This window comes from Pseudomonas sp. 11/12A, assembly GCF_000800055.1.
Taxonomy (GTDB): domain Bacteria; phylum Pseudomonadota; class Gammaproteobacteria; order Pseudomonadales; family Pseudomonadaceae; genus Aquipseudomonas; species Aquipseudomonas mohnii.
Genome location: NZ_JUGV01000001.1, coordinates 3,401,129 through 3,424,399, shown reverse-complemented (window position 1 = coordinate 3,424,399; position 23,271 = coordinate 3,401,129). Strand labels below are relative to the sequence as shown.

At 59.8% G+C, this 23,271-nt stretch carries 16 protein-coding genes; 11 read left to right on the top strand and 5 right to left on the bottom strand.

Annotated features, from left to right (window positions below; all coding sequences use genetic code 11):
* The first annotated feature begins 104 nt into the window (after window positions 1-104).
* From topA to GQ39_RS15735, 3 genes are all read left to right on the top strand, one after another.
* Window positions 105-2,732, top strand: coding sequence for a type I DNA topoisomerase (topA, locus tag GQ39_RS15745; RefSeq protein WP_047531368.1), 2,628 nt, complete (start codon window positions 105-107; stop codon window positions 2,730-2,732).
* A 151-nt stretch (window positions 2,733-2,883) separates the two neighbouring features.
* On the top strand, window positions 2,884-3,408 hold the full coding sequence (locus tag GQ39_RS15740) for a DUF6586 family protein (protein WP_047531367.1): 525 nt from the start codon (window positions 2,884-2,886) through the stop codon (window positions 3,406-3,408).
* Window positions 3,409-3,502: 94 nt separating this feature from the next.
* Window positions 3,503-3,736: a hypothetical protein gene (locus tag GQ39_RS15735; protein WP_047538925.1), complete on the top strand. Its 234-nt coding sequence runs from the start codon at window positions 3,503-3,505 to the stop codon at window positions 3,734-3,736.
* 93 nt (window positions 3,737-3,829) lie between these two features.
* On the opposite strand, the gene sulA is transcribed toward GQ39_RS15735, so the two are convergent.
* Both sulA and lexA read right to left on the bottom strand, forming a co-directional pair.
* On the bottom strand, window positions 3,830-4,303 hold the full coding sequence (gene sulA, locus GQ39_RS15730) for an SOS-induced cell division inhibitor SulA (RefSeq protein WP_047531365.1): 474 nt from the start codon (window positions 4,301-4,303) through the stop codon (window positions 3,830-3,832).
* 10 nt (window positions 4,304-4,313) lie between these two features.
* Window positions 4,314-4,922, bottom strand: a complete 609-nt coding sequence (gene lexA / locus GQ39_RS15725; protein WP_047531364.1) for a transcriptional repressor LexA — start codon at window positions 4,920-4,922, stop codon at window positions 4,314-4,316.
* Between the two features lie 229 nt (window positions 4,923-5,151).
* Between lexA and GQ39_RS15720 the strand changes: the two genes are divergently transcribed.
* The 3 genes from GQ39_RS15720 (at window position 5,152) to GQ39_RS15710 (ending at window position 7,781) form a co-directional block, all read left to right on the top strand.
* Window positions 5,152-5,859 carry a TetR/AcrR family transcriptional regulator gene (locus GQ39_RS15720; protein ID WP_047531361.1) on the top strand — a complete coding sequence of 236 codons (708 nt, stop codon included), beginning with the start codon at window positions 5,152-5,154 and terminating at the stop codon, window positions 5,857-5,859.
* 173 nt (window positions 5,860-6,032) lie between these two features.
* The gene (gene nagZ / locus GQ39_RS15715; RefSeq protein WP_177329354.1) at window positions 6,033-7,031 is read left to right on the top strand and encodes a beta-N-acetylhexosaminidase; all 999 of its coding nucleotides are present in this window, start codon (window positions 6,033-6,035) and stop codon (window positions 7,029-7,031) included.
* A gap of 12 nt (window positions 7,032-7,043) precedes the next feature.
* Window positions 7,044-7,781, top strand: a complete 738-nt coding sequence (locus tag GQ39_RS15710; protein ID WP_047531357.1) for an S-methyl-5'-thioinosine phosphorylase — start codon at window positions 7,044-7,046, stop codon at window positions 7,779-7,781.
* A 140-nt stretch (window positions 7,782-7,921) separates the two neighbouring features.
* Here the strand turns inward: GQ39_RS15710 and GQ39_RS15705 are convergent, their stop codons facing one another.
* Genes GQ39_RS15705 through mfd form a run of 3 tightly spaced genes read right to left on the bottom strand, consistent with a single transcriptional unit; the run spans window position 7,922 to window position 14,652 of the window.
* A complete protein-coding gene (locus GQ39_RS15705; RefSeq protein ID WP_047531355.1) occupies window positions 7,922-10,615 on the bottom strand; it encodes a DEAD/DEAH box helicase in 2,694 nt (897 codons plus the stop codon).
* A gap of 10 nt (window positions 10,616-10,625) precedes the next feature.
* Window positions 10,626-11,192 (bottom strand): CsiV family protein, encoded by a 567-nt coding sequence (locus GQ39_RS15700; protein ID WP_047531354.1) that lies wholly within the window; start codon window positions 11,190-11,192, stop codon window positions 10,626-10,628.
* Between the two features lie 10 nt (window positions 11,193-11,202).
* Complete coding sequence (gene mfd, locus GQ39_RS15695; protein WP_047531352.1) at window positions 11,203-14,652, bottom strand: transcription-repair coupling factor; 3,450 nt, start codon at window positions 14,650-14,652, stop codon at window positions 11,203-11,205.
* A gap of 364 nt (window positions 14,653-15,016) precedes the next feature.
* Here mfd and GQ39_RS15690 point away from each other — a divergent pair, with 364 nt between their 5' ends.
* From GQ39_RS15690 to GQ39_RS15670, 5 genes are all read left to right on the top strand, one after another.
* Window positions 15,017-16,480 carry a glyceraldehyde-3-phosphate dehydrogenase gene (locus GQ39_RS15690; RefSeq protein WP_047531350.1) on the top strand — a complete coding sequence of 488 codons (1,464 nt, stop codon included), beginning with the start codon at window positions 15,017-15,019 and terminating at the stop codon, window positions 16,478-16,480.
* 652 nt (window positions 16,481-17,132) lie between these two features.
* Entirely contained in the window at window positions 17,133-18,338 is a 1,206-nt protein-coding gene (locus GQ39_RS15685; protein WP_047531348.1) for an HlyD family secretion protein, read from the top strand.
* The gene (locus tag GQ39_RS15680; protein ID WP_047531346.1) at window positions 18,335-19,579 is read left to right on the top strand and encodes a hypothetical protein; all 1,245 of its coding nucleotides are present in this window, start codon (window positions 18,335-18,337) and stop codon (window positions 19,577-19,579) included. Before GQ39_RS15685 ends, GQ39_RS15680 begins: the two co-directional genes overlap by 4 nt.
* 1 nt (window position 19,580) lies before the next feature.
* The gene (locus GQ39_RS15675; protein ID WP_047531344.1) at window positions 19,581-21,731 is read left to right on the top strand and encodes a glycosyltransferase family 2 protein; all 2,151 of its coding nucleotides are present in this window, start codon (window positions 19,581-19,583) and stop codon (window positions 21,729-21,731) included.
* Window positions 21,732-21,740: 9 nt separating this feature from the next.
* A complete protein-coding gene (locus GQ39_RS15670; protein ID WP_047531342.1) occupies window positions 21,741-23,180 on the top strand; it encodes an efflux transporter outer membrane subunit in 1,440 nt (479 codons plus the stop codon).
* The last annotated feature ends 91 nt before the right edge of the window (window positions 23,181-23,271 follow it).

Below are 23,271 nucleotides of genomic sequence, written 5' to 3'. Positions count from 1 at the left end.
GCGCGAAACCCTGCGCTTGACCTCACCTTGTAGCCACTATATATAGCGGTGCCGCGTCAGGCGCCAACGCCTTTCACTTCTAGAATTCAGGAATTTTCTGATCCATGGGCAAATCGCTGGTCATTGTGGAATCCCCGGCTAAGGCCAAGACCATCAACAAGTATCTGGGTAACCAATACGTGGTGAAGTCGAGTATCGGCCATATCCGAGACCTGCCCACCAGCGGTTCGGCTAGCGCCAGCAAAGAGCCAGCCGCCAAGCGCGGCAAGGCTGCTGCGGGTGAAGTGCCGGCACTGTCGCCGAAAGAAAAGGCGCGCAAGCAGCTGGTCGCTCGCATGGGAGTCGATCCCGATCATGGCTGGAAAGCCAAGTACGAGATCCTTCCAGGCAAGGAAAAGGTCATCGAAGAGCTGCGCCGGCTCGCCAAGGATGCTGACACCATCTATCTCGCAACCGACTTGGATCGCGAGGGGGAAGCCATTGCCTGGCACCTGCGCGAAGCCATCGGTGGTGACGACAGCCGCTACAAGCGCGTGGTGTTCAACGAAATCACCAAGAAGGCGATTCAGGAAGCCTTCTCCCAGCCGGGCGAACTGGACATCGATCGCGTGAATGCCCAGCAGGCCCGTCGTTTCCTCGACCGCGTCGTGGGTTACATGGTGTCGCCACTGCTGTGGGCCAAGATTGCCCGTGGCCTGTCCGCTGGCCGTGTGCAGTCGGTAGCCGTGAAACTGGTGGTCGAGCGTGAGCGTGAGATCCGCGCGTTCATCCCGGAAGAGTATTGGGAGGTTCACGCTGACCTCGGCACCGCCAAGGGTGCAACCGTGCGTTTCGATGTCGCCCGCGAGAAGGGCGAAGCCTTCAAACCGCTCAACGAAGCCCAGGCCATGGCCGCGCTGGAGAAGCTCAAGGCTTCCAGCTACAGCATCGTCAAGCGCGAAGACAAGCCGACCAGCAGCAAGCCGTCGGCTCCGTTCATCACCTCCACCCTGCAGCAGGCCGCGAGCAACCGCCTGGGCTTCGGTGTGAAGAAAACCATGATGATGGCTCAGCGCCTGTATGAAGCCGGCTACATCACTTATATGCGTACCGACTCCACCAACCTCTCGGCTGACGCCGTGGCGATGGCGCGTACTTATATTGAAGGCGAGTTCGGCAAGAAGTACCTGCCGGAAACGCCGAACGTCTATAGCAGCAAGGAAGGCGCACAAGAGGCTCACGAAGCGATTCGTCCGTCCGACGCCAACACCGAGCCAAGCAAGCTCTCGGGCATGGAACGTGACGCCGAGCGCCTCTACGAGCTGATCTGGCGCCAGTTCCTGGCTTGTCAGATGCTGCCGGCCCAATACCTGTCGACCACGGTCACCGTCGGTGCTGGTGACTTCGAGTTGCGTGCCAAGGGCCGTATCCTCAAGTTCGACGGTTACACCCGCGTCATGCCGCAAATCGCCAAGCCGGGCGATGATGACGTACTGCCGGACATGGGCCAGGGCGACGCGATGAAGCTGATCAAGCTTGATCCGACCCAGCACTTCACCAAACCGCCGGCGCGTTATTCGGAAGCCAGCCTGGTAAAGGAAATGGAAAAACGCGGCATCGGTCGTCCTTCGACCTATGCGGCGATCATTTCGACCATTCAGGACCGCGGATACGTGGCGCTGCACAACCGTCGTTTCTATTCGGAAAAGATGGGTGACATCGTCACCGAGCGTCTGGCCGAAAGCTTCTCCAACCTGATGGACTACGGTTTCACTGCCGGCATGGAAGAGAACCTCGATGACGTGGCCCAGGGCGAACGCGACTGGAAAAACGTGCTCGACGAGTTTTACGGCGACTTCAAGAAAAAACTCGAATTGGCCGAAAGCCCGGAAAACGGCATGCGGGCCAACCAGCCGGTGATGACCGATATTCCGTGCACGACCTGCGGTCGCCCGATGCAGATTCGTACTGCATCGACCGGCGTGTTCCTCGGTTGCTCGGGCTACAGCCTGCCACCGAAAGAGCGCTGCAAGGCCACCGTCAACCTGGTTCCCGGCGATGAAATCGCCGCGGACGACGAGGGTGAGTCGGAGTCCCTGGTGTTGCGTGGCAAGCATCGTTGCCCAATCTGCAGCACGGCGATGGACGCTTATCTGCTCGACGAGAAGCGCAAGCTGCACATCTGCGGTAACAACCCGGATTGCGCGGGCTACGAAATCGAAGAGGGCACCTACCGCATCAAGGGCTACGAAGGTCCGAGCCTGGAGTGCGACAAGTGCGGCAGCGAGATGCAGCTCAAGACCGGCCGTTTCGGCAAGTTCTTCGGTTGCACCAACCCGACGTGCAAGAACACTCGCAAACTGCTGAAAAGTGGTGATGCGGCGCCGCCGAAGATGGATCCGGTGAAGATGCCTGAGCTGAAATGCGAAAAGGTCAACGACACCTACATCCTGCGCGACGGTGCGTCCGGTCTGTTCCTGGCGGCCAGCCAGTTCCCGAAAAACCGTGAAACTCGTGCGCCACTGGTCATGGAAATCTTGCCGCACAAGGATGAGATCGATCCGAAGTATCACTTCCTCTGCGAAGCGCCGAAAAAGGATCCGGACGGCCTCCCGGCAGTGATCCGTTACAGCCGCAAGACCAAAGAGCAATATGTGCAGACAGAGGTCGACGGCAAGCCAACTGGCTGGAAAGCGTTCTACGACGGTGGTAAGTGGAAGGTTGAGGACAAGCGACCGGCTGCGAAGGCATAAAATCGCAAGACATTGTAGGAACGAACTCGCTCGCGATGAGCGTGAGAGCAGCGCGGGCATTCTGAAGGCCCGCGTCATCGTTGGCGTCCATCGCGAGCTCGCTCCTGCATGACCTGCCTGAAGCAATTATTTCGTTGTGGAGACTGCCGTCATGGCCAATGAGCTCTATACCCGTACCAATCAAAAGATTTATTTCGCCGGACTGTCTCTGGAGGCGCTCGCCAGGGCCGAAGAGGGGCGGGCGATGAACTCTCTCGCGCTGATTCAGGCCGGTCGTGAGTCGGCGCTGTTTCACCTGTACGGTGCGCTGCTGGGTTTGTGTCACGAGATCGCCGGTTTCTACCGTTTGCCTCAGGCCAATGCGTCTCGGGCCGAATCGTTGCTGACTCGCGAAGTCCTGGACACCATTGCTATTCCTGAGCTAGCCGAGATGATCGAGCTGGCGAACAACCCGCAAACCTGGTTGGCCAAGTTGCTGGCGGCCCATCAGGCATTGTTTCAGCCTCCGCGGGCGCCGCACAAGCCGAAAGGGGATGTGACGCAGCCGCTGATTCTTGCGGTGAATCTGGACGAGGAAGAGGCGCCGGACGAGTTGAACCGCGAAGAACTGGAAAGCTGGCGTCAGAACCTGAAAGGGTTGGCTATTCGGTTTCGTGACGGTTTGAATGAGTGCTGACAGAAACGCTTTTGCGATGGCATCTGGTCAAGATCCCGAGCGAAGCCTGACCGATGCCTATATAATGCCCGCCTTTCGTGGAGAACAGACCTTTATGCCAACGTCCTTTCTAGAAATTGTCGAGTTACCAGACGGCCGTATCGAGCTTCGCCGGGCTGAGGACGAGGGTTCTCTGGTTACTTTGGATTTCTCCGAGGACGCAAAAGCGTTCCTGCAAGGCCAGCACGTGGAAGTCGCCAAGGCGATGTTGAGCGTCGGCGTTCAGATGGCCGGGCGGCTGGTGGAAGGCGAACTCGACAAGGAAGAGGGGCCGCGGGTCCTTCATTGATCCCGCCCGTCGGTTTTTCAGGATGTACTTACAGATCGGCTTCTCTGTCCCTGGAGAAGCCTCGCGCCATTCAAGGCGCGTCATGTTTATCAGTTAACCCAGTCGAATGTTGAGGCTTTGAGCGTCCCCGGTCCGGGCAGCGCTGATCAACTGTTGTCGCGAGTTGGCGGTCAGCGTATTGAGCCAACTGACAACTGTATGGCTGCGACCCAGGCGTAGGGCTTCGCAGGCCAGTTGTTGAGCGCTCTGGGTGCCGCGCGGTTGCAGCAGCAGAATACGTTCGCGGTTAAGGCCGGCGTCCCGCAGCCAAGCCTGGGTCAGGCTGGCAGGCGGGGCGATCAGCGTCAGCCAGCGCGCATCCTGATCCTGGCTCAACTCCCTGAGAATAGGCGCCAGAAGGTTCAGGCAATTCCCGGCTGCACCACGCAGAGACAACTCACTGAAGACCTCGGGTTCGGCGCTCCATGGCGACTCGACCACTTCCTTCAGAATCGGCGCCAATGGCTGCGCCATGAACGCTTCGAACAACGGCAGTTGGGCTTGCTGTGATGTATGTGGGAACTGCATAAAGCCTCCTTTAGCGGCGAATGACGCCGACACTCAAGCCTTCGATCACCAGTTCCTGATCTTTAAGGTTCACTTCGATTGGGGCGAATTCAGGGTTTTCGGCGATCAGCCAGACTTTGCTGCCATCGCGCTTGAAACGCTTGACGGTCACTTCGTCGCCGATCCGTGCGACCACGATCTGGCCGTTACGGGCTTCACGGGTGGTGTGCACGGCCAGCAGGTCGCCGTCGAAAATACCCACGTCTTTCATGCTCATGCCATGAACTCGCAACAGGTAGTCGGCGCGGGGATGGAAGAACGAAGGATTGATGTTGCAGGATTCCTCGACGTGTTGCTGAGCGAGGATCGGTGCGCCAGCGGCCACACGGCCGATGATCGGCAGGCTGGAGTCGTCGGCCTTGGCCTCGAACCCGGGAATGCGAATCCCGCGGGAAGCACCGGGCGTCATTTCGATCGCGCCTTTGCGGGCAAGCGCCTTGAGGTGCTCTTCTGCCGCGTTTGGCGATTTGAAACCCAGTTCCTGAGCGATTTCCGCACGGGTTGGTGGGTAGCCGTTGTCTTCTAGGCAGCGTTTGATGAAGGCCAGAATCTCTGCTTGGCGTGGCGTCAGCTTTAGCATAATGATCGCTCTGTCTTTTTATACAGTGACTGGGATTATATACAGTGAAACGGTCTTGGCAATGCCCCTTTTCTGGCATGGCGCCAGACGGTCGATCAGCCAGCTGATTGAAGCTGTCCGGTTGTATGGTTAAATGTCTGACTGACCATTCCCAAAACGAACCGCCAGACTTGACAACACGTAGACTGAAACGTATGTTTCAAACAAGTGTTTGTCAGGCGGAGTAGTCATGGCCCAGTCGGAAACCGTAGAACGCATTCTTGATGCTGCTGAGCAGTTGTTCGCGGAAAAAGGTTTCGCCGAAACCTCGTTGCGTCTGATTACCAGCAAGGCCGGTGTCAATCTGGCTGCGGTGAATTATCACTTCGGGTCAAAAAAAGCGCTGATCCAGGCGGTCTTTTCCCGTTTTCTAGGGCCGTTCTGCATCAGTCTCGATAAGGAGCTGGAGCGGCGCCAGGCCAAGCCAGAGAGCAAGGCGACACTTGAGGAGTTGCTTGAAATCCTCGTCGAGCAGGCTCTCGTCGTACAGCCTCGCAGTGGCAACGATCTCTCTATCTTCATGCGTTTGCTGGGGCTGGCCTTCAGTCAGAGCCAGGGGCATTTGCGTCGTTATCTGGAAGACATGTACGGCAAGGTGTTTCGCCGCTACATGATGCTGGTCAACGAAGCCGCGCCGCGTATCCCGCCGATCGAACTGTTCTGGCGCGTGCACTTCATGCTGGGGGCCGCTGCGTTCAGCATGTCCGGCATCAAGGCCTTGCGCGCCATCGCCGAAACCGACTTCGGGGTCAACACCTCCATCGAGCAGGTCATGCGACTGATGGTGCCGTTCCTGGCGGCCGGTATGCGTGCCGAGTCCGGTGTCACCGATACGGCCATGGCCAGCGCGCAGTTGCGTCCGCGTAGCAAGTCGACACCGGTTGCCGCCAAGGTTTAACCCTGCACGGGTGGGCGCGGCAGCTGACATCCGCTAAGCTAGCCGCCCATGCCGACTCTCGTTCTGAATCCGCTCCCTATTGATATCGTCGACCTGCCGGGCAGTGCCCATGGCGGCGGTGAATGTGTGCGAGCCGGGTTTTTCGTTATCAAGGAATCTCTATGACTGCTGGCCTGCAAGGCTCGTTGATGGTGGACGTCGCCGGTACCTGGCTGACGGCTGAAGATCGCCAATTGCTGCGCCAACCCGAGGTGGGTGGCCTGATTATTTTCGCTCGCAACATCGAGCATCCGCGTCAGGTCCGCGAGTTGAGTGCCGCCATCCGTGCCATCCGCCCTGATCTGTTGTTGGCGGTGGATCAGGAAGGCGGGCGCGTGCAACGTCTGCGCCAGGGCTTTGTGCGACTGCCGGCGATGCGCGCCATTGCCGATAATCCGAATGCTGAATACCTGGCCGAGCAGTGCGGCTGGATCATGGCGACCGAGGTGTTGGCCGTTGGCCTGGACCTGAGTTTCGCGCCGGTGCTTGACCTCGACTACCAGCGCAGCGCCGTGGTCGGCACCCGTTCGTTCGAAGGCGACCCACAACGTGCGGCGCTGCTGGCTGGGGCATTCATTCGCGGCATGAACAGTGCGGGCATGGCGGCCACCGGCAAGCATTTTCCCGGTCACGGTTGGGCCGAGGCCGATTCCCATGTAGCGATTCCAAACGACGAACGCAGTCTCGACGAAATCCGCGCCAACGACCTGGTGCCGTTCGCCAGGCTGAGCAAGCAACTGGCAGCGGTCATGCCGGCACACGTCATCTATCCGCAAGTCGATTCCCAGCCTGCCGGTTTCTCCCGGCGCTGGTTGCAGGACATTCTGCGCGGTGAACTGCAATTCGACGGTGTGATCTTCAGTGATGATCTGTCCATGGCGGGCGCCCATGTTGTGGGGGATGCCGCCAGCCGTATCGAAGCGGCATTGAGCGCCGGGTGCGACATGGGCCTGGTGTGCAACGATCGCGCGGCCGCCGAGCTGGCCCTGAGCGCCGCGCAACGCCTGAAGGTCAAGCCGTCCGCGCGCATTGCGCGGATGCGCGGTCAGTCGTTCGCGAACATCGAATACCGTCAGGATCCGCGTTGGCTGATCGCCGTCGGCGCGCTCAAAGACGCTCAATTGATTGATTAAGGACGGTTCGTTATGACGGTTTACGCGATTATCGGTGGTACTGGCCTGACTCAACTCGAAGGCCTGAGCATTCGTCAGTCATTGGCGGTGGACACCCCTTATGGCGCGCCTTCTGCCGAGGTGCAGATCGGTGAGTACGCGGGCAAGGAGGTATTGTTCCTTGCCCGTCATGGTCACCCGCACCGTTTTCCGCCGCATCAGGTGAACTACCGTGCCAACCTTTGGGCGCTGAAGCAGGCCGGAGCCGAGGCCATTCTCGCGGTCAACGCCGTCGGTGGCATTCATGCGGCGATGGGCACCGGGCATTTTTGCGTGCCGCATCAGTTGATCGATTACACCAGCGGTCGCGAGCACACCTACTTTGCCGATGACCTGGAGCACGTTACGCACATCGACTTCAGCTATCCCTATAGCGAATCGCTGCGTCAGCAGTTGATCGCGGCGCTGGCTGCAGAAGGTGTCGGTTACAGCAGTCATGGCGTGTATGCCTGCACCCAGGGGCCGCGACTGGAAACCGTGGCCGAGATCGCGCGTCTGGAGCGTGACGGGTGTGACATCGTCGGCATGACGGGGATGCCGGAAGCCGCTCTGGCTCGTGAGCTGGAGCTGGATTACGCCTGTCTGGCGCTGGTGGTGAATCCGGCAGCGGGCAAGTCGACGGCGGTGATCACCATGGCGGAGATCGAGCAGGCGTTGCATGACGGGATGGGCAAGGTGAAGTCGACGTTGGCGCGGGTGCTCAAGGGCTGAGTCAGGCTTGGCACCGAGTTGCTTCCATCGCGGGCAAGCCCGCTCCCACATTGTTCGCGTCGCATACAAATTTTGTGAACGCCACTGAACCTGTGAGAGCGGGCTTGCCCGCGAAGGCGCTCTACCGGGCGCCGCCGTTCTCAGCGCTTCTCCAGCTTGTCCGGTAAGGGTGCGAACAACGCCTCGATATCATCGCTCTGCAGTTTCCAGTCCCCGGCCTGACGCCCATCCAGTACGCCCGCCGCGAGATCGGATTTTTCCTTCTGTAGATGCTGAATCTTCTCTTCCACCGTGCCGCGCGCAATCAGCTTGTAGACGAACACCGGTTTCTCCTGGCCGATGCGATAGGCGCGGTCGGTTGCCTGGTTTTCTGTCGCTGGGTTCCACCACGGATCGTAATGAATCACCGTGTCTGCTTCCGTCAGGTTGAGGCCCACGCCACCGGCCTTCAGGCTGATCAGAAAAATCTGACGCTTGCCGCTCTGAAATTCTTTTACTGGCGTGCGTCGATCGCGGGTCTGTCCGGTCAACAGGGCGTAGGTCACACCGCGTTTGTTCAGTTCATCTTCGATCAGCGACAGCATCGAAGTGAATTGCGAGAACAGCAGAATCCGCCGTCCTTCCTCAAACAGCTCTTCGAGCATTTCCATCAGGCTGTCGAGTTTGCCTGACGTACTGCCACGTGCCGGCAGGGTGGCGTCGTTGACCAGGCGTAAATCGCAGCACACCTGCCGCAGTTTCAGCAGCGCCTCGAGGATGATGATCTGGCTGCGCGCCACGCCTTTGCGGGTGATCTCGTCACGAACTTTCTTGTCCATGGCCAGGCGCATCGTTTCATAAACGTCGCGCTGGGCTTCGTTGAGCTCGACCCAGTGGATGATCTCGGTTTTCGGTGGCAACTCGGTCGCCACCTGTTCCTTGGTGCGACGTAACAGGAAGGGTTTGATCCGACCATTGAGGTGTTGAAGTCTGACTTCACTGGCGCGCTTTTCAATCGGCACGCGGTAATCGCTGTTGAAGCTTTTGACGTCGCCCAGCCAGCCCGGCAGCAGGAAGTGAAACAGCGACCACAACTCACCCAGGTGGTTTTCCAGTGGTGTGCCGCTCAGGCACAGGCGCTGGCGCGCATTCAGTTCGCGCGCTGCCTGGGCGGCCTTGCTGTTCGGATTCTTGATGTATTGCGCTTCGTCCAGCACCAGTACGTGTAATGGCTGAGCCGCCAGGCGTTCGACATCCTTGGGCAGCAAGGCGTAGGTGGTCAGGATCAGGTCGTAATCGGCCAGGTTGTCGAAATGCTTTTTGCGGCTGGCGCCATACAGCGCCAGCACCTTGAGCTGCGGTGTGAAATGCGCCGCTTCGTCGAGCCAGTTGGGGATCAGGCTGGTCGGCATCACCACCATGCACGGCCGGTCCAGGCGTCCGGCGTTTTTTTCGGTCAGTACATGCGCCAGGGTTTGCAGGGTTTTACCCAGGCCCATGTCGTCCGCGAGGATTCCGCCGACTTCCAGTTGCCGCAGCGATTGCATCCAGCTCAAGCCTTCCAGCTGATACGGCCGCAGTGTCGCGTTCAAGCCTTCCGGCGCCGTGGCGGTGTAGTCCTTGATATCCCGCAGGCGCTGGGCAAAGGTACGAATCTGCTCGCCGCCTTCCCACAACAATGGTAGGTCTTCCAGCGGATTCAGGCGCGTGGCGTCGGCCTTGCTCAGGCGTAATGTGGTGTTACCAGATTCTTGCAGGTAGAACTCGCCGAGGGTTGCCAACACCGGTTTCAAGCGCCCGAAGGGCAGGGCGACTTGCAAGGGGCCGTGTTCGGAGTTCGGCCGGTTGGGAATGTTCACCAGAATCAACTCATCGTCACGCCGTCGGGCGAGGCGTTCCGGGTTGAGGATTTCGGTGTGGGAGCGCATCAGGTTCAACAGGATCGGCAACAGGCTCAGCCGCTCGCCATTGACGATGATGCCCAGTTCCAGGTCAAACCAGTCGCGTTCCGGCGCCTGTTCGACCGTGGCGTACCAATCGTCCACGGCAGTCAGGTCGAATCCGAAGTCTTCGTTGATCTGCAGCTCCCAGCCCTGAGTGCGTAGCCTCGGCAGTTCATTGAGGGTGAAGGTCAGCCAGGCGCTGTCATTGACCATCTCGAACAATTCGCCCGCACTTTCCGGCAGCGCTTTGCTCTGGCGGGTGGCGACTTTGAAGCCGAGGATCCGCAGTTGTTCCCGGTAGGACTGTTCCACGTCCGGATGGCGTTTTATCCGCAGGGTCTGTGTTTCCTGGCGAATCAGGATGTCGGTGTTTTTCTGTCCGGAGACGTACTCGTCCAGATAGCTGAAGGACAGCGCTGCGCGATGCTGGATATAGCGCTGCATCTTGCCATTGCGTGGCTCGAAGGCGCTGAACTCGATGCTCGCCAGCCACAGGCGCGGCACGGGTTGCACGTTATCCACCAGTACTTGGGGCGGTGCTTTCGGGTTGCGGTTTTCCAGTACGCCTTGCAGCTTCTCCAGAAGCTCGGCGTCTTTGGCGGCAGCGGGGTAATCGAGGGTTTCCTGCACCTGAAGCAAGACCGCCGCGCAGTGTTTGCAATTGTTGTGGACCGGACAAGAGCAGGTGGCATCGACCATCAGCAGAGTGCCTTTGGCTGACTCACGCAGGCGAATGGTCTGACGATAAACGTTACCGCCAGAGCCTTCGCACGCAGCGATGATGGTCGCGTCGCCGGCCTCGACTATCCTGACGCGGTTCTCCAGGGCGTAGCGGCGGCCGCGTTCGAGGCTCTGTTCCTTGAAGCGGCTGACCCAGGAGGGTGCCAGGGGTTTGCTCAGGGTCGCGGACATAAGGACTCAATCAGTCCGGAATTTCATCGGGGGCTGGCCGAGGTGCGGGGGCGGTCAGCGAGGTGATCTTGATCAGCAGGCCAAGGTGGCCGGCGTCGAGAAAATTCAGCTGTCCATTTTTGGTGTGGCTCTGGGTTTTCAGGCGTTCACTGGCGGTGACCACGCCATCGGCGTTGATCTGGTTGATCCAGAAGTCTGCGTCGACGTCGGTGAAACGACCCAGTTTCAGGCTCAGTGTGCCCTCGATCGGGAATTGGCCGAATTGATCCTTGCCCTCGCTGATCGCGACTTTGGTGGCTTGCTCGCCAAGGGTTTGTTGCCAGGCCTTGTGCAGCAACACGGTGTAGTCAGTGCTGGCGCTGAGTTTTGTCACTTCGCCATTGAGGCTCGGCGTGCGCAGGCTGTCGGGGCTGATGGACTGTGCGCCGGCGGCCCAGTCTTCCGGCGCGGCGCGACTGACGATGGCCGGCACAGCGTTTTGACGGACCAGAATCATTTCGACTTGATACAGATCGGCGGCAAACGCCGTGGGAGTGACCAGGGAAATCATCAAGGTCAGTAAGCGAAACAGGCGCATGCGGCGTCCTTCAAGCAGTTTTCGGGATGAGGCGCTCAAGCAGCGCCTCTACAGTATTAAAGCGCTCTTCCGCGCGTTCCATCGGGACCATGAATTTAAACACCGTGGCCCCTTCGAATTTGTAGCGTTTGGGCTGGCTCTGGATCAGTTTGATCAGGGTCAGCGGGTCGACCGGGGTTTGCGCCGCGAACTCGATACGGCCACCTTGCGGACCGCCGTCGACTTTCTTGATGCCCAGCAACTCGGCCTGCAATTTCAGGGCGGTGATGCGCATCAGGTTTTTGGTCGGCTCCGGCAGCAGGCCGAAACGGTCGATCATTTCCACTTGCAGATCTTTCAGTCCTTCCTCATCGGTAGCTGAAGCGATGCGTTTGTAGAGAATCAGTCGTGCGTGGACGTCTGGCAGATAATCCTCGGGAATCAGTGCCGGCACCCGCAAGTTGACTTCCGGACCACCGCCCAGGGGTTGGTCGAGGTTTGGTTGTTCGCCCTTGCGGATCGACTTCACCGCGCGCTCGAGCATTTCCATGTACAGCGTGAAACCGACTGCCTGGATCTGTCCGCTCTGGCCATCGCCGAGCAATTCGCCGGCGCCGCGGATTTCCAGGTCATTGGTGGCGAGCACGAAGCCCGCGCCGAGGTCCTGGGTGTTGGCGATCGCTTCCAGGCGCTTTTCCGCGTCCGGGGTGATTTGCTGGCGCGGCGGTGTCAGCAGGTAGGCATACGCCTGGTGGTGACTGCGTCCGACCCGGCCGCGCAACTGGTGCAACTGCGCCAGGCCGAACTTGTCGGCGCGCTCGATGATGATGGTGTTGGCGCTGGGCACGTCGATGCCGGTCTCGATGATGGTCGAGGCGATCAGCACGTTGAAGCGCTTGTGGTAGAAGTCGCTCATGACCTGTTCGAGCTCGCGTTCGCGCATCTGCCCGTGACCGATGCCGATCCGTGCCTCGGGCACCAGTTCGGCGAGATCGGCGGCGCATTTCTCGATGGTCTTCACGTCGTTGTGCAGGTAGTAGACCTGGCCGCCACGCAGCAACTCGCGGAGCAGGGCTTCCTTGACCGTGCTCTTGTTCTGTTCCATGACGAAGGTCCGCACGGACAGGCGACGCGCCGGCGGCGTGGCGATGATCGACAGGTCGCGCATGCCCGACACCGCCATGTTCAGGGTGCGCGGAATCGGTGTGGCGGTCAGGGTGAGAATGTCGACTTCGCTGCGCAGTGCCTTGAGCTGTTCTTTTTGGCGCACACCGAAACGGTGTTCTTCGTCGATGATCACCAACCCGAGGTTTTTGATTTTGACGTCGTCCTGCAACAACTTGTGCGTGCCGATGACGATGTCGATCTTGCCTTCGGCCAGGTCCGCCACCGCCGCATTCACTTCCTTGGTCGACTTGAAGCGGCTCATCACTTCCACGGTCACCGGCCAATCGGCGAAACGGTCGCGGAAGCTGTTGTAGTGCTGTTGGGCGAGCAGGGTGGTCGGCACCAGAATCGCCACTTGCTTGCCGCCGTGCACGGCGATGAACGCGGCGCGCATGGCCACTTCGGTCTTGCCGAAACCGACGTCGCCACACACCAGGCGGTCCATCGGTTTTGGCGCGAGCATGTCTTCGCGCACCGCTTCGATGGTGGTTTGCTGATCGGGCGTTTCTTCGAACGGGAAACCGGCGCTGAAAGTGGCGTAATCGGCTTTCGGGTCGGCGAAGGCATAGCCTTCGCGGGCGGCGCGACGCGCATAGATGTCGAGCAATTCGGCCGCTACGTCGCGTACTTGTTCAGCGGCTTTGCGCTTGGCTTTCTGCCAGGTCTCGGAGCCGAGGCGGTGCAGCGGGGCCAAGGCATCGTCGCTGCCGGTGTAGCGGGCGATCAGATGCAGGTTGGCTACCGGTACGTAGAGCTTGGCGCCCTCGGCGTATTCCAGGGCGAGGAATTCGGCGGTCTGGCTGTCGATTTCCAGGGTGGCGAGACCGAGGTAGCGACCGACCCCGTGATCGATATGCACCACCGGCGCGCCTTCGCGCAGTTCGGTGAGGTTCTTGATCACGGCATCGTTGTTGGCGTCGGCGCGTTTTTCGCGACGACGGCGCTGCATGACGCGCTGACCGAACAGCGGGCTTTCGGCAACCAGGGCCAGGGCTGGATCGTCCAGCAGCAAGCCTTCATCGAGCGGCGCGATAGTGATCGCCAGGCGTTCCTTGCCGGCGACAAAGTCCGGCCAGCTGTCGACGGTTTTCGGTCGCAGTTTCAAACGTTCCAGCAGTTCCAGCAGCACTTCGCGGCGGCCTGCGGATTCGGCGGTAAACAGTACGCGTCCGGGAAACTGGTCGAGAAAACCCGCCAGCGCCGCCAGCGGTTGGGTGGCTTTGGCTTCGATGGCCAGGTTCGGCAGTTCCCGGGCAGGGAAGCGTTCGCGACCGACGCCCGTTTCCACGTCCTGTTGACTGGCGACCACCCGTGGCCAGTTCTTCAGGCGCGCAAAGCAGTCTTCCACCGGCAGGAACAACTCGGCGGGCGGTAATAAAGGACGGGATGGGTCGACGCGCCGCTCTTCATAGCGATTGCGCACGTCGTTCCAGAAGTTTTCCGCCGCCTGTTCGATGCCTGGCAATGAGAACACTTGAGTGTCCTGGGGCAGGTAGTCGAACAGCGTTGAGGTTTCTTCGAAGAACAACGGCAGGTAGTACTCGATGCCGGCCGGGGTAATCCCGCTGCTCAAGTCCTGAAAGATCGGGCAGCGGCGGAAGTCGACGTCGAAGCGCTCGCGGAAACGTGCCTTGAAACGGGTCACGGCTTCTTTCTGCAGCGGGAATTCCTTGGCCGGTAACAGCTTGACCGAATCGACCTTGTCGATGGAACGCTGGTTCTCCGGATCGAAGGTGCGCAGGGTTTCGATTTCGTCGTCGAACAAGTCGATCCGGTAAGGCAGCTTGCTGCCCATCGGGAACAGGTCGATCAGCGAGCCGCGCACCGTGAATTCGCCATGCTCGTACACGGTATCGACGTAGCGGTAGCCGGTGGCTTCAAGGCGAGTGCGCATTTGCTCGACGTCGAGCTTCTGTCCGACCTCCAGCACCAGGCTGCTGCCGAGCAGAAATCTGGTCGGTGCCAGGCGGTGCAGGGCGGTGGTGATCGGCACCACCAGCACACCGTGCGCCAGTTCGGGCAGTCGATACAGGCTGGCGATGCGCTGGGAAATGATGTCCTGGTGCGGCGAGAACAGATCGTAGGGCAGGGTTTCCCAGTCGGGGAAATGCAGCACAGGCAAATCCGGGGCGAAGAAACTCAGCTCCTGTTCCAGCCGTTCGGCGCTTTGGCTGTCGGCGGTCAGTAGCAGGGTAAAGCGCTTGGCCGCGCTGGCGGCCTCGGCGATGGCCAGGCTCAGGGCGGCACCGGGCAGGTTGCCCCAATGCTGTTTACCTGCCTCGGCAGGGAGATGCGGTAGACGCAGAACGGGCACGGAAGGTTGAGCTCCAAGCGTTGCGACAAAGTCGGTAATTGTAGCGGCCTCGGGTGCCGCCTGTCAGTTGCAGACTGTGTCTATTACGCCGGTTTGGCGAAATGTAGTGGTAAAGACAAAAAACGCCTGTTTTTTATCAAGAATTATTGAATATGTAGTGGTAAAACGAATGAGTGTTACGGAGGGTTACGCACAACGCGACGTCGCCCACTGAAAAAGTGAGTGGGCTGCAAGCCCCGGTTTTATTGGGTTTGCGCGATGTGTGATTTTTTTGAACGGAGAATTGTTACGGATCGCACGACAGGCGCGCATTGCTACGCGAGTCACTCGGCGGCATAATGTAGCCCCTTTTTTCTGCCCCTACATGTGGAAGGTTCCCGTGACTCAGAAGCCCGACCAGTGTCTTGGTGAATGGATCGACCGTGAAGCACTCGCAGAAGCGATGATTCCGCTTATCGGTCAGCTCTACCGCAATAACAACGTGGTGAGCTCGATCTATGGCCGCAGCCTGATCAATCGTTCAGTCATTGCGATTCTCAAAGCTCACCGCTTTGCTCGTCATCGTCAGTCCGACGACAGCGAGCTGTCCGTCCACGAAACATTCCCGCTGCTCAAGGCGATGAGCGAGCTCAAGCTCGGCGCCGCTTCGGTAGACCTGGGCAAGCTCGCGGTCAAATTCAAGACCCAGGGCAATGGTCGCACTGTCGAGCAGTTCGTCCGTGAAGAACTGGCTGACGTGGTTGGCCAGCAGAACGCTTCCGCTCGCAAAGGCACCGACGTGGTCCTGTACGGCTTCGGTCGTATCGGCCGTCTGCTGGCGCGCATCCTGATCGAGAAAACCGGTGGTGGCGACGGCCTGCGTCTGCGCGCCATCGTTGTCCGCAAGGGCGCCGAGAACGATCTGGTCAAGCGTGCGAGCCTGCTGCGTCGTGATTCGGTTCATGGTCCGTTCGATGGCACCATCACCATTGATGAAGCCAACAACACCATCACCGCCAACGGCAACCTGATCCAGGTTATCTACGCGAAAAACCCGACTGAAGTGGATTACACCCAGTACGGCATCAAAGACGCGCTGCTGGTGGATAACACTGGCGTATGGCGTGACGCCGATGGCCTGGGCCAGCACCTGGCCTGCCCGGGTATCGACCGCGTTGTCCTGACCGCGCCTGGCAAAGGCAAGCTGAAGAACATCGTTCACGGCATCAACCATGCCGAGATCACCGCTGACGACAAGATCATTTCGGCCGCTTCCTGCACCACCAACGCCATCGTGCCGGTGCTGAAGGCCGTGAATGACAAGTTCGGCATCGTCAACGGCCACGTTGAAACGGTTCACTCGTACACCAACGACCAGAACCTGATCGACAACTTCCACAAGGGCGATCGCCGTGGCCGTAGCGCCGCGCTGAACATGGTCATCACCGAGACCGGTGCTGCCACTGCCGCTGCCAAGGCCTTGCCTGAGCTGGCCGGCAAGCTGACCGGTAACGCGATCCGCGTTCCGACGCCAAACGTGTCGATGGCCATTCTCAACCTGAACCTTGAGAAAGCCACCACCCGCGACGAGATCAACGAGTACCTGCGCCAGATGGCCATGCACTCCGATCTGCACAAGCAAATCGACTACGTCAGCTCGCAGGAAGTGGTTTCCACCGACTTCGTTGGCTCGCGCCACGCAGGCGTTGTGGACGCTGAAGCGACCATCACTCAGGACAACCGCGTTGTACTGTACGTTTGGTACGACAACGAGTTCGGCTACAGCTGCCAGGTGGTTCGCGTGATGGAAGACATGGCCGGTGTAAACCCGCCAGCGTTCCCGCGCTAAGCCTTAGCGGTACATGAAAACGCCCCGATATAGTCGGGGCGTTTTTGTTTGGGCGATTGTCGTGTCCAAATCACGCGGTAAACACAAAAACCTGTAGGAGCTGGCTTGCCAGCGAAAGCGGTCCGCCAGTCGATATTGATGTTGGACTATTCGCTGGCAAGCCAGCGCCAACAAGTGCCACTACTTATATCTTTTTAATCTTTCCGATAACGAATTGAGAATTATCTAAAATACGATACAAAGTTCATTTTTAAATTAAAAATAAAAACCTGTAGTAAAAATAAGTAGTTGTCGCATATTTTTTCAGTAATAGTTTCAGTGGATCCAATTTTGTAAATGGTACATATTTGACGTCATTTAATTGTTCAATTCAAATGCTTGACACCCTTCAGGACTGAATCTAGTGTCGCCAATGTAAGCGCCCGCTCTGCCACGGGCCTGTCGAGTCTTTTCGTTATTGCTGTACAACAACTCTCCAAAAAGACAGGAATCTCATTCCTGCTCACATCACCATAAAATCCAATAAAACGTCGTCGGCTTAGTTGCTGTTCGATCGATCAATTTCGTTTTGCTCACCCTGCCAAAAGTGTTTCGCAGTCACGGTTTTTTATTGCCTGGCTGATATGCGGTTGGTCTATCGGGAGAGTCAGACATGGCAGAAGAACGCTCAAAGCTATTGTCACTGTTGCCACGCCTGGTGGGGTTGGGTGTCCTTGGATTTATCGTCTGGTTACTGTTGTCGACCTTGCTGATGCCGTTGGTGTCCGCCTCGGCGACACGGGCGATTTTGAATGCGCCGGTGATTCTGTTGACCACTCCGATTGATGGCGTGGTGAGTTCGTTGGAGGTCAAGCCCGGCATGACTTTCAGTCAGGGCCAGAAAATTGCGGTAGTGGAAAATCCGCGAGCCAACCAGGAAACCCTGCTGACGCTGCAAACCCGGCGCCTGACCCTGGAGCAACAGCTGTCCTCGTCAACCAGTCAGGCCGAGCACGATCAGCGGTACTACGAAGAACTGGAGAAAACCAGCGAGCAGTATCAGGCCGCGTTTCACACCCGCCAGTTGTTCACTCAAAAAGCTCTCAAAGCCGAAAACAGTGCGGCCAGCGCACGGTTGATAGACGCTCAGGAAACCGTCGAGCGCAATCTCGAGTTGTTCGTCCAGGGGGCAGTGAGTGGCGCGGTGGTTGCTTCGTCGAAAGCCCAGTTGGCTTCGTTGCAAGGGGCGGCGGAATCGGTGCGTTCGCAATTGCGGATCACCGACGGCGACGTCAGTGCGGCAAGCAAGCAGGTTTACCTCGATCCCGATCAACTGCGCATGTTCGATCTCAGCGCGCAGATGACCACGCTCAAACTCAGTCTGGAGAACCAGGCCCGCAACCGTCGGGCGTATCAACAGGAACTCGACAACCTCAATCAGTTGATCGAAACCGAGCAGAACCGGGTCAAGTTGATGGCCGGCTACGACGTCGTTGCCTACTCGCCCGGTACCGTCCAGGAGTTGCTGGCGCCTCAGGGCACGCTGGTGCAGGCCGGCTCGACCTTGTTGCGCGCCACCGATTGCGGACAAAGCTACGTGATTGCGGTGTTCCCCGAGCGCATGGCCAGCAAGATCGACCGCGACAGCGTGCTCACGGTGAAAATCCGTGGGTTGAATGAACCCCTCAAGGCCAGCGTGGTGCAGTTGCTGTCCAGCACGTCGGACATTCGCGCCAACACCTACAGCGTGCCGTTCCCCTATGCCGAGCAGAATTCGGTGTACGTCGTCGGCACGTTTGCCTCAGACCTGACCGACGCCCAGCGAGCCATGACCTGCAACCCAGGGTTGTGGGCCAGTGCCGAGGTGTCGCGGCCATGAACATTGTTCTGCGCGGGGGATTGAGCTTGATGCTGCTTGTCAGCGGGGTGTCTGCCATGGCGGCTCAGCCGAGGCCGCAACTGGCGGCAATGACCTGTGCGGCGCTGGATCAAGCCGTCACAGCCCTGCCGGCGGGGCCGGTGCTGGTGGCCAGTTACCCGCCGCTGGATGGGCATCCTGCGCCGATCCTGGCGTTGCGCGGCGTGGCGTTCACTTACGATAACGCGCTGGCCAGCATTGCCTTGTTTGCGTGCGGCAAGGCGGAGTCGGCGCGGCGGATCGCCGATGCACTGGTCTTCGCGACACGGCACGATCCGGAATATCAGGACGGACGCCTGCGCAATGCCTACGCCGCCGGTGCCGTGGGTTCGCCGTCGATGAAATTGCCGGGTTACTGGAGCGTCGAGCGCAATGCCTGGAATCAGGACGCGTACCAAGTCAGCAGCGCCACCGGCAATCAGGCGTGGGCAGCCCTGGCGCTGTTGGAGGCCTACCGGCAGAGCGGCGAAGCGTCTTACCTGGAGGCCGCACGAAAAGTCCTGTACTGGTCGCAGAAAAACACCTACGACGGGCAATCGCCCGCCGGTTTCAGTGGTGGCTACTACGGGTACTTTTCCAAACAGATCCAGCAGAACTGGAAATCCACCGAACACAACGTTGACCTCGCCGCGGCGTGGTCGGCACTCGACGCGGTGGCACCCGATAGTGATTCGGCAGCGCAGGCGCAGATTGCCCGGCAGTTTGTCTCGAGCCAGTGGGACGCCGGGGAAGGGCGCTTCCTGATCGGCACCGGTGCCGATGGACGGACGTCGGACCGCGTGCGCTCAGGGCTCGATGCGCAGATTTGGCCTTTGATAGCCCTGCATGATCCACCCAGGGACTGGCGTCGGGTCTTCGCCTTCATCGATCACGCTCACCGTGCTGGCGAGGGGTATGGATTCAATCGCGACCCCGATGGCCTGTGGACCGAAGGCACCGCGCAAGCCGCTGCCGTGGCGCGCTTGAGTGGCTTGAGCGACAAGGCGCAGCCGCTGTGGAGCGTGCTGCTGGCGCAAGAGGCTGGCAATGGATGGCTGTTCGCAACGCCGGCACCGCGCATCAGTACCGGACTGGCCATCGGTCCGGACTCGGTCACCAATGACTTTTTCTACTACCACCTGCCTCACTTGGGCGCCACAGCGTGGGCGGCGATTGCGGCCACCGGCGTCAATCCTTTTACCGGCTCTCAAGAGGCTGACTGACATGCAGGCACTGGATTCGCTGCAACTGCTGCAAATCAATTTCTGGACGCTGGCGGCGGTGGTGTTGTTCACCTGCCTGACCCACCGTGATCAATGGGCCGCGCGGGCCGGTTTCGGCGCTGTCACCGCATTATTGCTGGTCAACTACGCGGCCTGGAGAATTCGCGACACGTTGCCCGACGGCCACTCCGGATTCGCCACGGTCTGGGCCTACGCCTTCCTGTTTTTCGAGATGCTGGCGATTGGTTACACCCTGTTCTCCATCGTCGTGATGCTCTGTCGCACGGATCACCGCAAAGAGGCCGATGCCGGTGAGCGACGTCTGCGTGCGCAAGGCAGTGCGGTGCCTGCGGTGGATATCTTCATCGCCACCTACAACGAAGGCCTCGATATTCTCGAAAAAACCATCATCGCTGCCCAGGCGATCGACTACCCGAATTTCACCATCTGGGTGCTCGACGACACCCGGCGTGACTGGTTGCGCGATTACTGTGCCGAGGTGGGCGTGCAATACGCGCGGCGCCCTGACAATTCCCACGCCAAGGCCGGCAACCTGAACAACGGCTTGCGCCAGTCGGCGGCCGCCAGCAATGCGCCTTACATTCTGGTGCTCGATGCCGACTTCGCGCCGCAGCAACCGATCCTGATGCGCACGCTGGGGTTGTTCGACGACCCCAAGGTCGGCCTGGTGCAGACGCCGCAGTTTTACTACAACCCCGATCCGATCCAGCACAACCTCGGCACGTCGGCCTGCTGGGTGGATGAGCAGCGGGTGTTCTTCGATGTGTTTCAGCCGGCGAAGGATGGCTGGGATGCGGCGTTTTGTGTCGGCACGTCCTTCGTGGTGCGGCGCGATTTGATTACCGAAGTCGGCGGTTTTCCTACCGGTTCGGTGTGCGAAGACATCTACACGACCTACCGCTTGTTGCAAAAAGGCTACGTCACCCGTTGGTTGAATGAGCGTCTGTCGATCGGTTTATCCGCCGAAGGCCTGACCGAGTACATCAACCAGCGCGGGCGCTGGTGCTTGGGCACGATCCAGGTGGCACTGCTCAAGGAAGGCCCGCTGCGCGGCAGCGGCTACACGCTCAACGACCGGTTGCACTATGTGCATGGCCTGATGCACTGGTTTTCCAAACCGTTCATTTTGATGATGCTGGTTTCGCCGGTGCTCTACTGGTACTTCGGCATCGCCGGGTTCTACGCCAACCCGGTGGACTTCCTGGCCTTCGGCATGCCGGCGCTGATTGCCTTCTGGGGGTATGGCACCTGGGTCACCGACCGGCGCACCTTGCCCATTTTCACCGAGGTCACGCAGATCGTTGCCTCGCTGGCCGTCACCGCGACCATTGCCAGCGCCATGATCCGACCGTTCGGGCGGCCGTTCAAAGTCACCGCCAAGGGGATTGATCGCTCACGCACGATGGTGCACTGGAAGTTGTTCGGGTTCTTTTTTGCCTTGACGCTGTTTTCGCAGATCGGTGCCTACATCGCTATCAGTACCGCTGCTTCGTTTGACGGCAACATGATGTTCAATCTTTGCTGGACGGTGGTCGCGCTGATCTACAACCTGGCCACGCTGGTGGCTTGTGTCGACCGGCCACGGTTGCATGGCGAGGAACGTTTTCCATTCGATAAGGCCACGGGGTTTCGCTTCGGCGGCAAAGTCCTGCCCGGTCGCCTGGTGGACATCTCCCTCAGTGGCACGTCCTTGACCTGCGCCTTTGCGTCCTCAATCAAGCCGGGGCTGTGTGGTCAGGTGTGGGTCGACAAGCTTGGCTGGCTGGACGTGGAAGTCATGCGCAATCACGGCGACGACCGATTGGGCTTGAGGTTTGCCGACCTGGACGAAGCGCTGCGGCGGCGGTTGATCGCACGGTTGTTCAGTGATGCGTCGATCAACGTCGTCAGCAAGGCGGAGCCGGCGCAGGCCTTTGGCACGTTACTGCAGCGTTCCCTGTTGGGTGAGAAGCGACTGGCGCCGCGTGCGCCGAAACCGGTCAAGGCGCCGTCTTACGTCTCGCCTGCACGCTGGCGGCCGGTCCGGGTCCGTTCGCGTCAACAGTCTCTGCCGTCCCTCAATGTCAGTCGCTCAAGTCTGTGGACACTGCTTCTTTCTCCCTTGCGAGCTTTGCTCGGCCAACGCTTGTAGGTGCGCGCCATGAACAGTTGCTTATCCACGTCTTGCTTCATGTCTTTGCTGCTGCTCGGTGGTTGTTCGCTGGAACCGACCTACGAGAAGCCCGATGCACCCATCGACCAGCAATGGCCGGTGAACACCGCCGGTGAGTGTTGCAAGGGCAAGCAGGCGTTCGACAAAGACTGGCGCGGTTTTGTGGTCGATGACCGACTGCGTCAGTTGATTGAAATGGCCCTGGTCAACAACCGCAGCCTGCGTCAGTTCGCGGCCAGTGTCGAAGAAGCGCGGGCCGGTTATGACAGTGCCGAGTCGGGGCTTTTTCCTACCATTGGCATCGACACTTACGCCGGGCGCAGCAAGCTGCCGCCCTTGGTGCGCACGCCTGGTGGTGGCGCCACGGCCGGCAGTATCGCCAATACGTTTCAGGCCACGGCGGGCTTTACGTCCTACGAGTTGGACTTTTTCGGCCGCCTGCGCAGTCAACGCAATGCGGCGGGGGCACGCTTCGAGGCGTCCGAGGCGGACTATCAAACGGCACGGCTGGCGCTGATCGGCGAAGTCGCCAGCACCTGGTTGAGCCTCAAGGCCAATCAGCATTTGCTGGATCTTGCGCAGAGCACCTACCAATCCCAGGACCGCTACGGCCAACTGTTGCGCAAGAGCTACAACCTCGGTTCCAGTGCCCGGATCGACGTGCACCAGGCCGACGCGCAAACCAATACGGCGGCGGTGCAGGTCAACACTTACCGCATGCAAGTGGCGCAGAACACCAATGCGCTGCGGGTGCTGGTGGGACAACCGATACCGGTGGGGCTGTTGCCCACCGGGGCGCTGGGTGAGCAGATGGCGACACTGGATGTGCCGGCCGGCTTGCCCTCGGCGCTGGTTGAGCGCCGGCCGGACATCATGTCGGCCGAGGCGCAGTTACGCGCAGCCAATGCGGATATCGGCGCGGCGCGCACGGCGTACTTCCCGACCTTTTCCCTGACGTCGGCACTGGGCAGTCTGACCGGGGACTTTTCCCGTTTGCTCAGCGGGCCGGCCGAGTTCTGGTCGTTAGCCCTGGCGGGTTCGTTGCCCTTGATCGACGGCGGTGGGCGACGGGCACAGGTGGATGCCAGTCATGCGCGCTTCGACGGTCAGGCTGCGGCGTATGAGGCCACGGTGCAGAACGCGTTTCGTGAAGCCGCCGATGCCTTGAATGCCCGGCAGGAGATGCTCACGCAAGTGGAGTTCCAGAAAAAACTGGTGGGGGATTACCAGGAAGCCTATCGGCAGTCACGCCTGCGTTTCGAGGCAGGTATGGACAGCTACTTCTCCACTATGGACGCCCAGCGTTCGTTGTTTGATGCGCAGCAGAAGTGGGCGCAGCTGGAACTGGCTCGGGAGATCAATCAGGTGACGTTGTACAAGGCGCTGGGAGGCGGGTGGAGTCAGTCGTTGAAGATGGCAGATCGGTGAATCTTCGGTGTCTGGTCAGGCCTCTTCGCGAGCAAGCTCGCCCACAGGTTTTGTGGTGTTCACAAATCCTGTGGGGGAGGGCTTGCCCGCG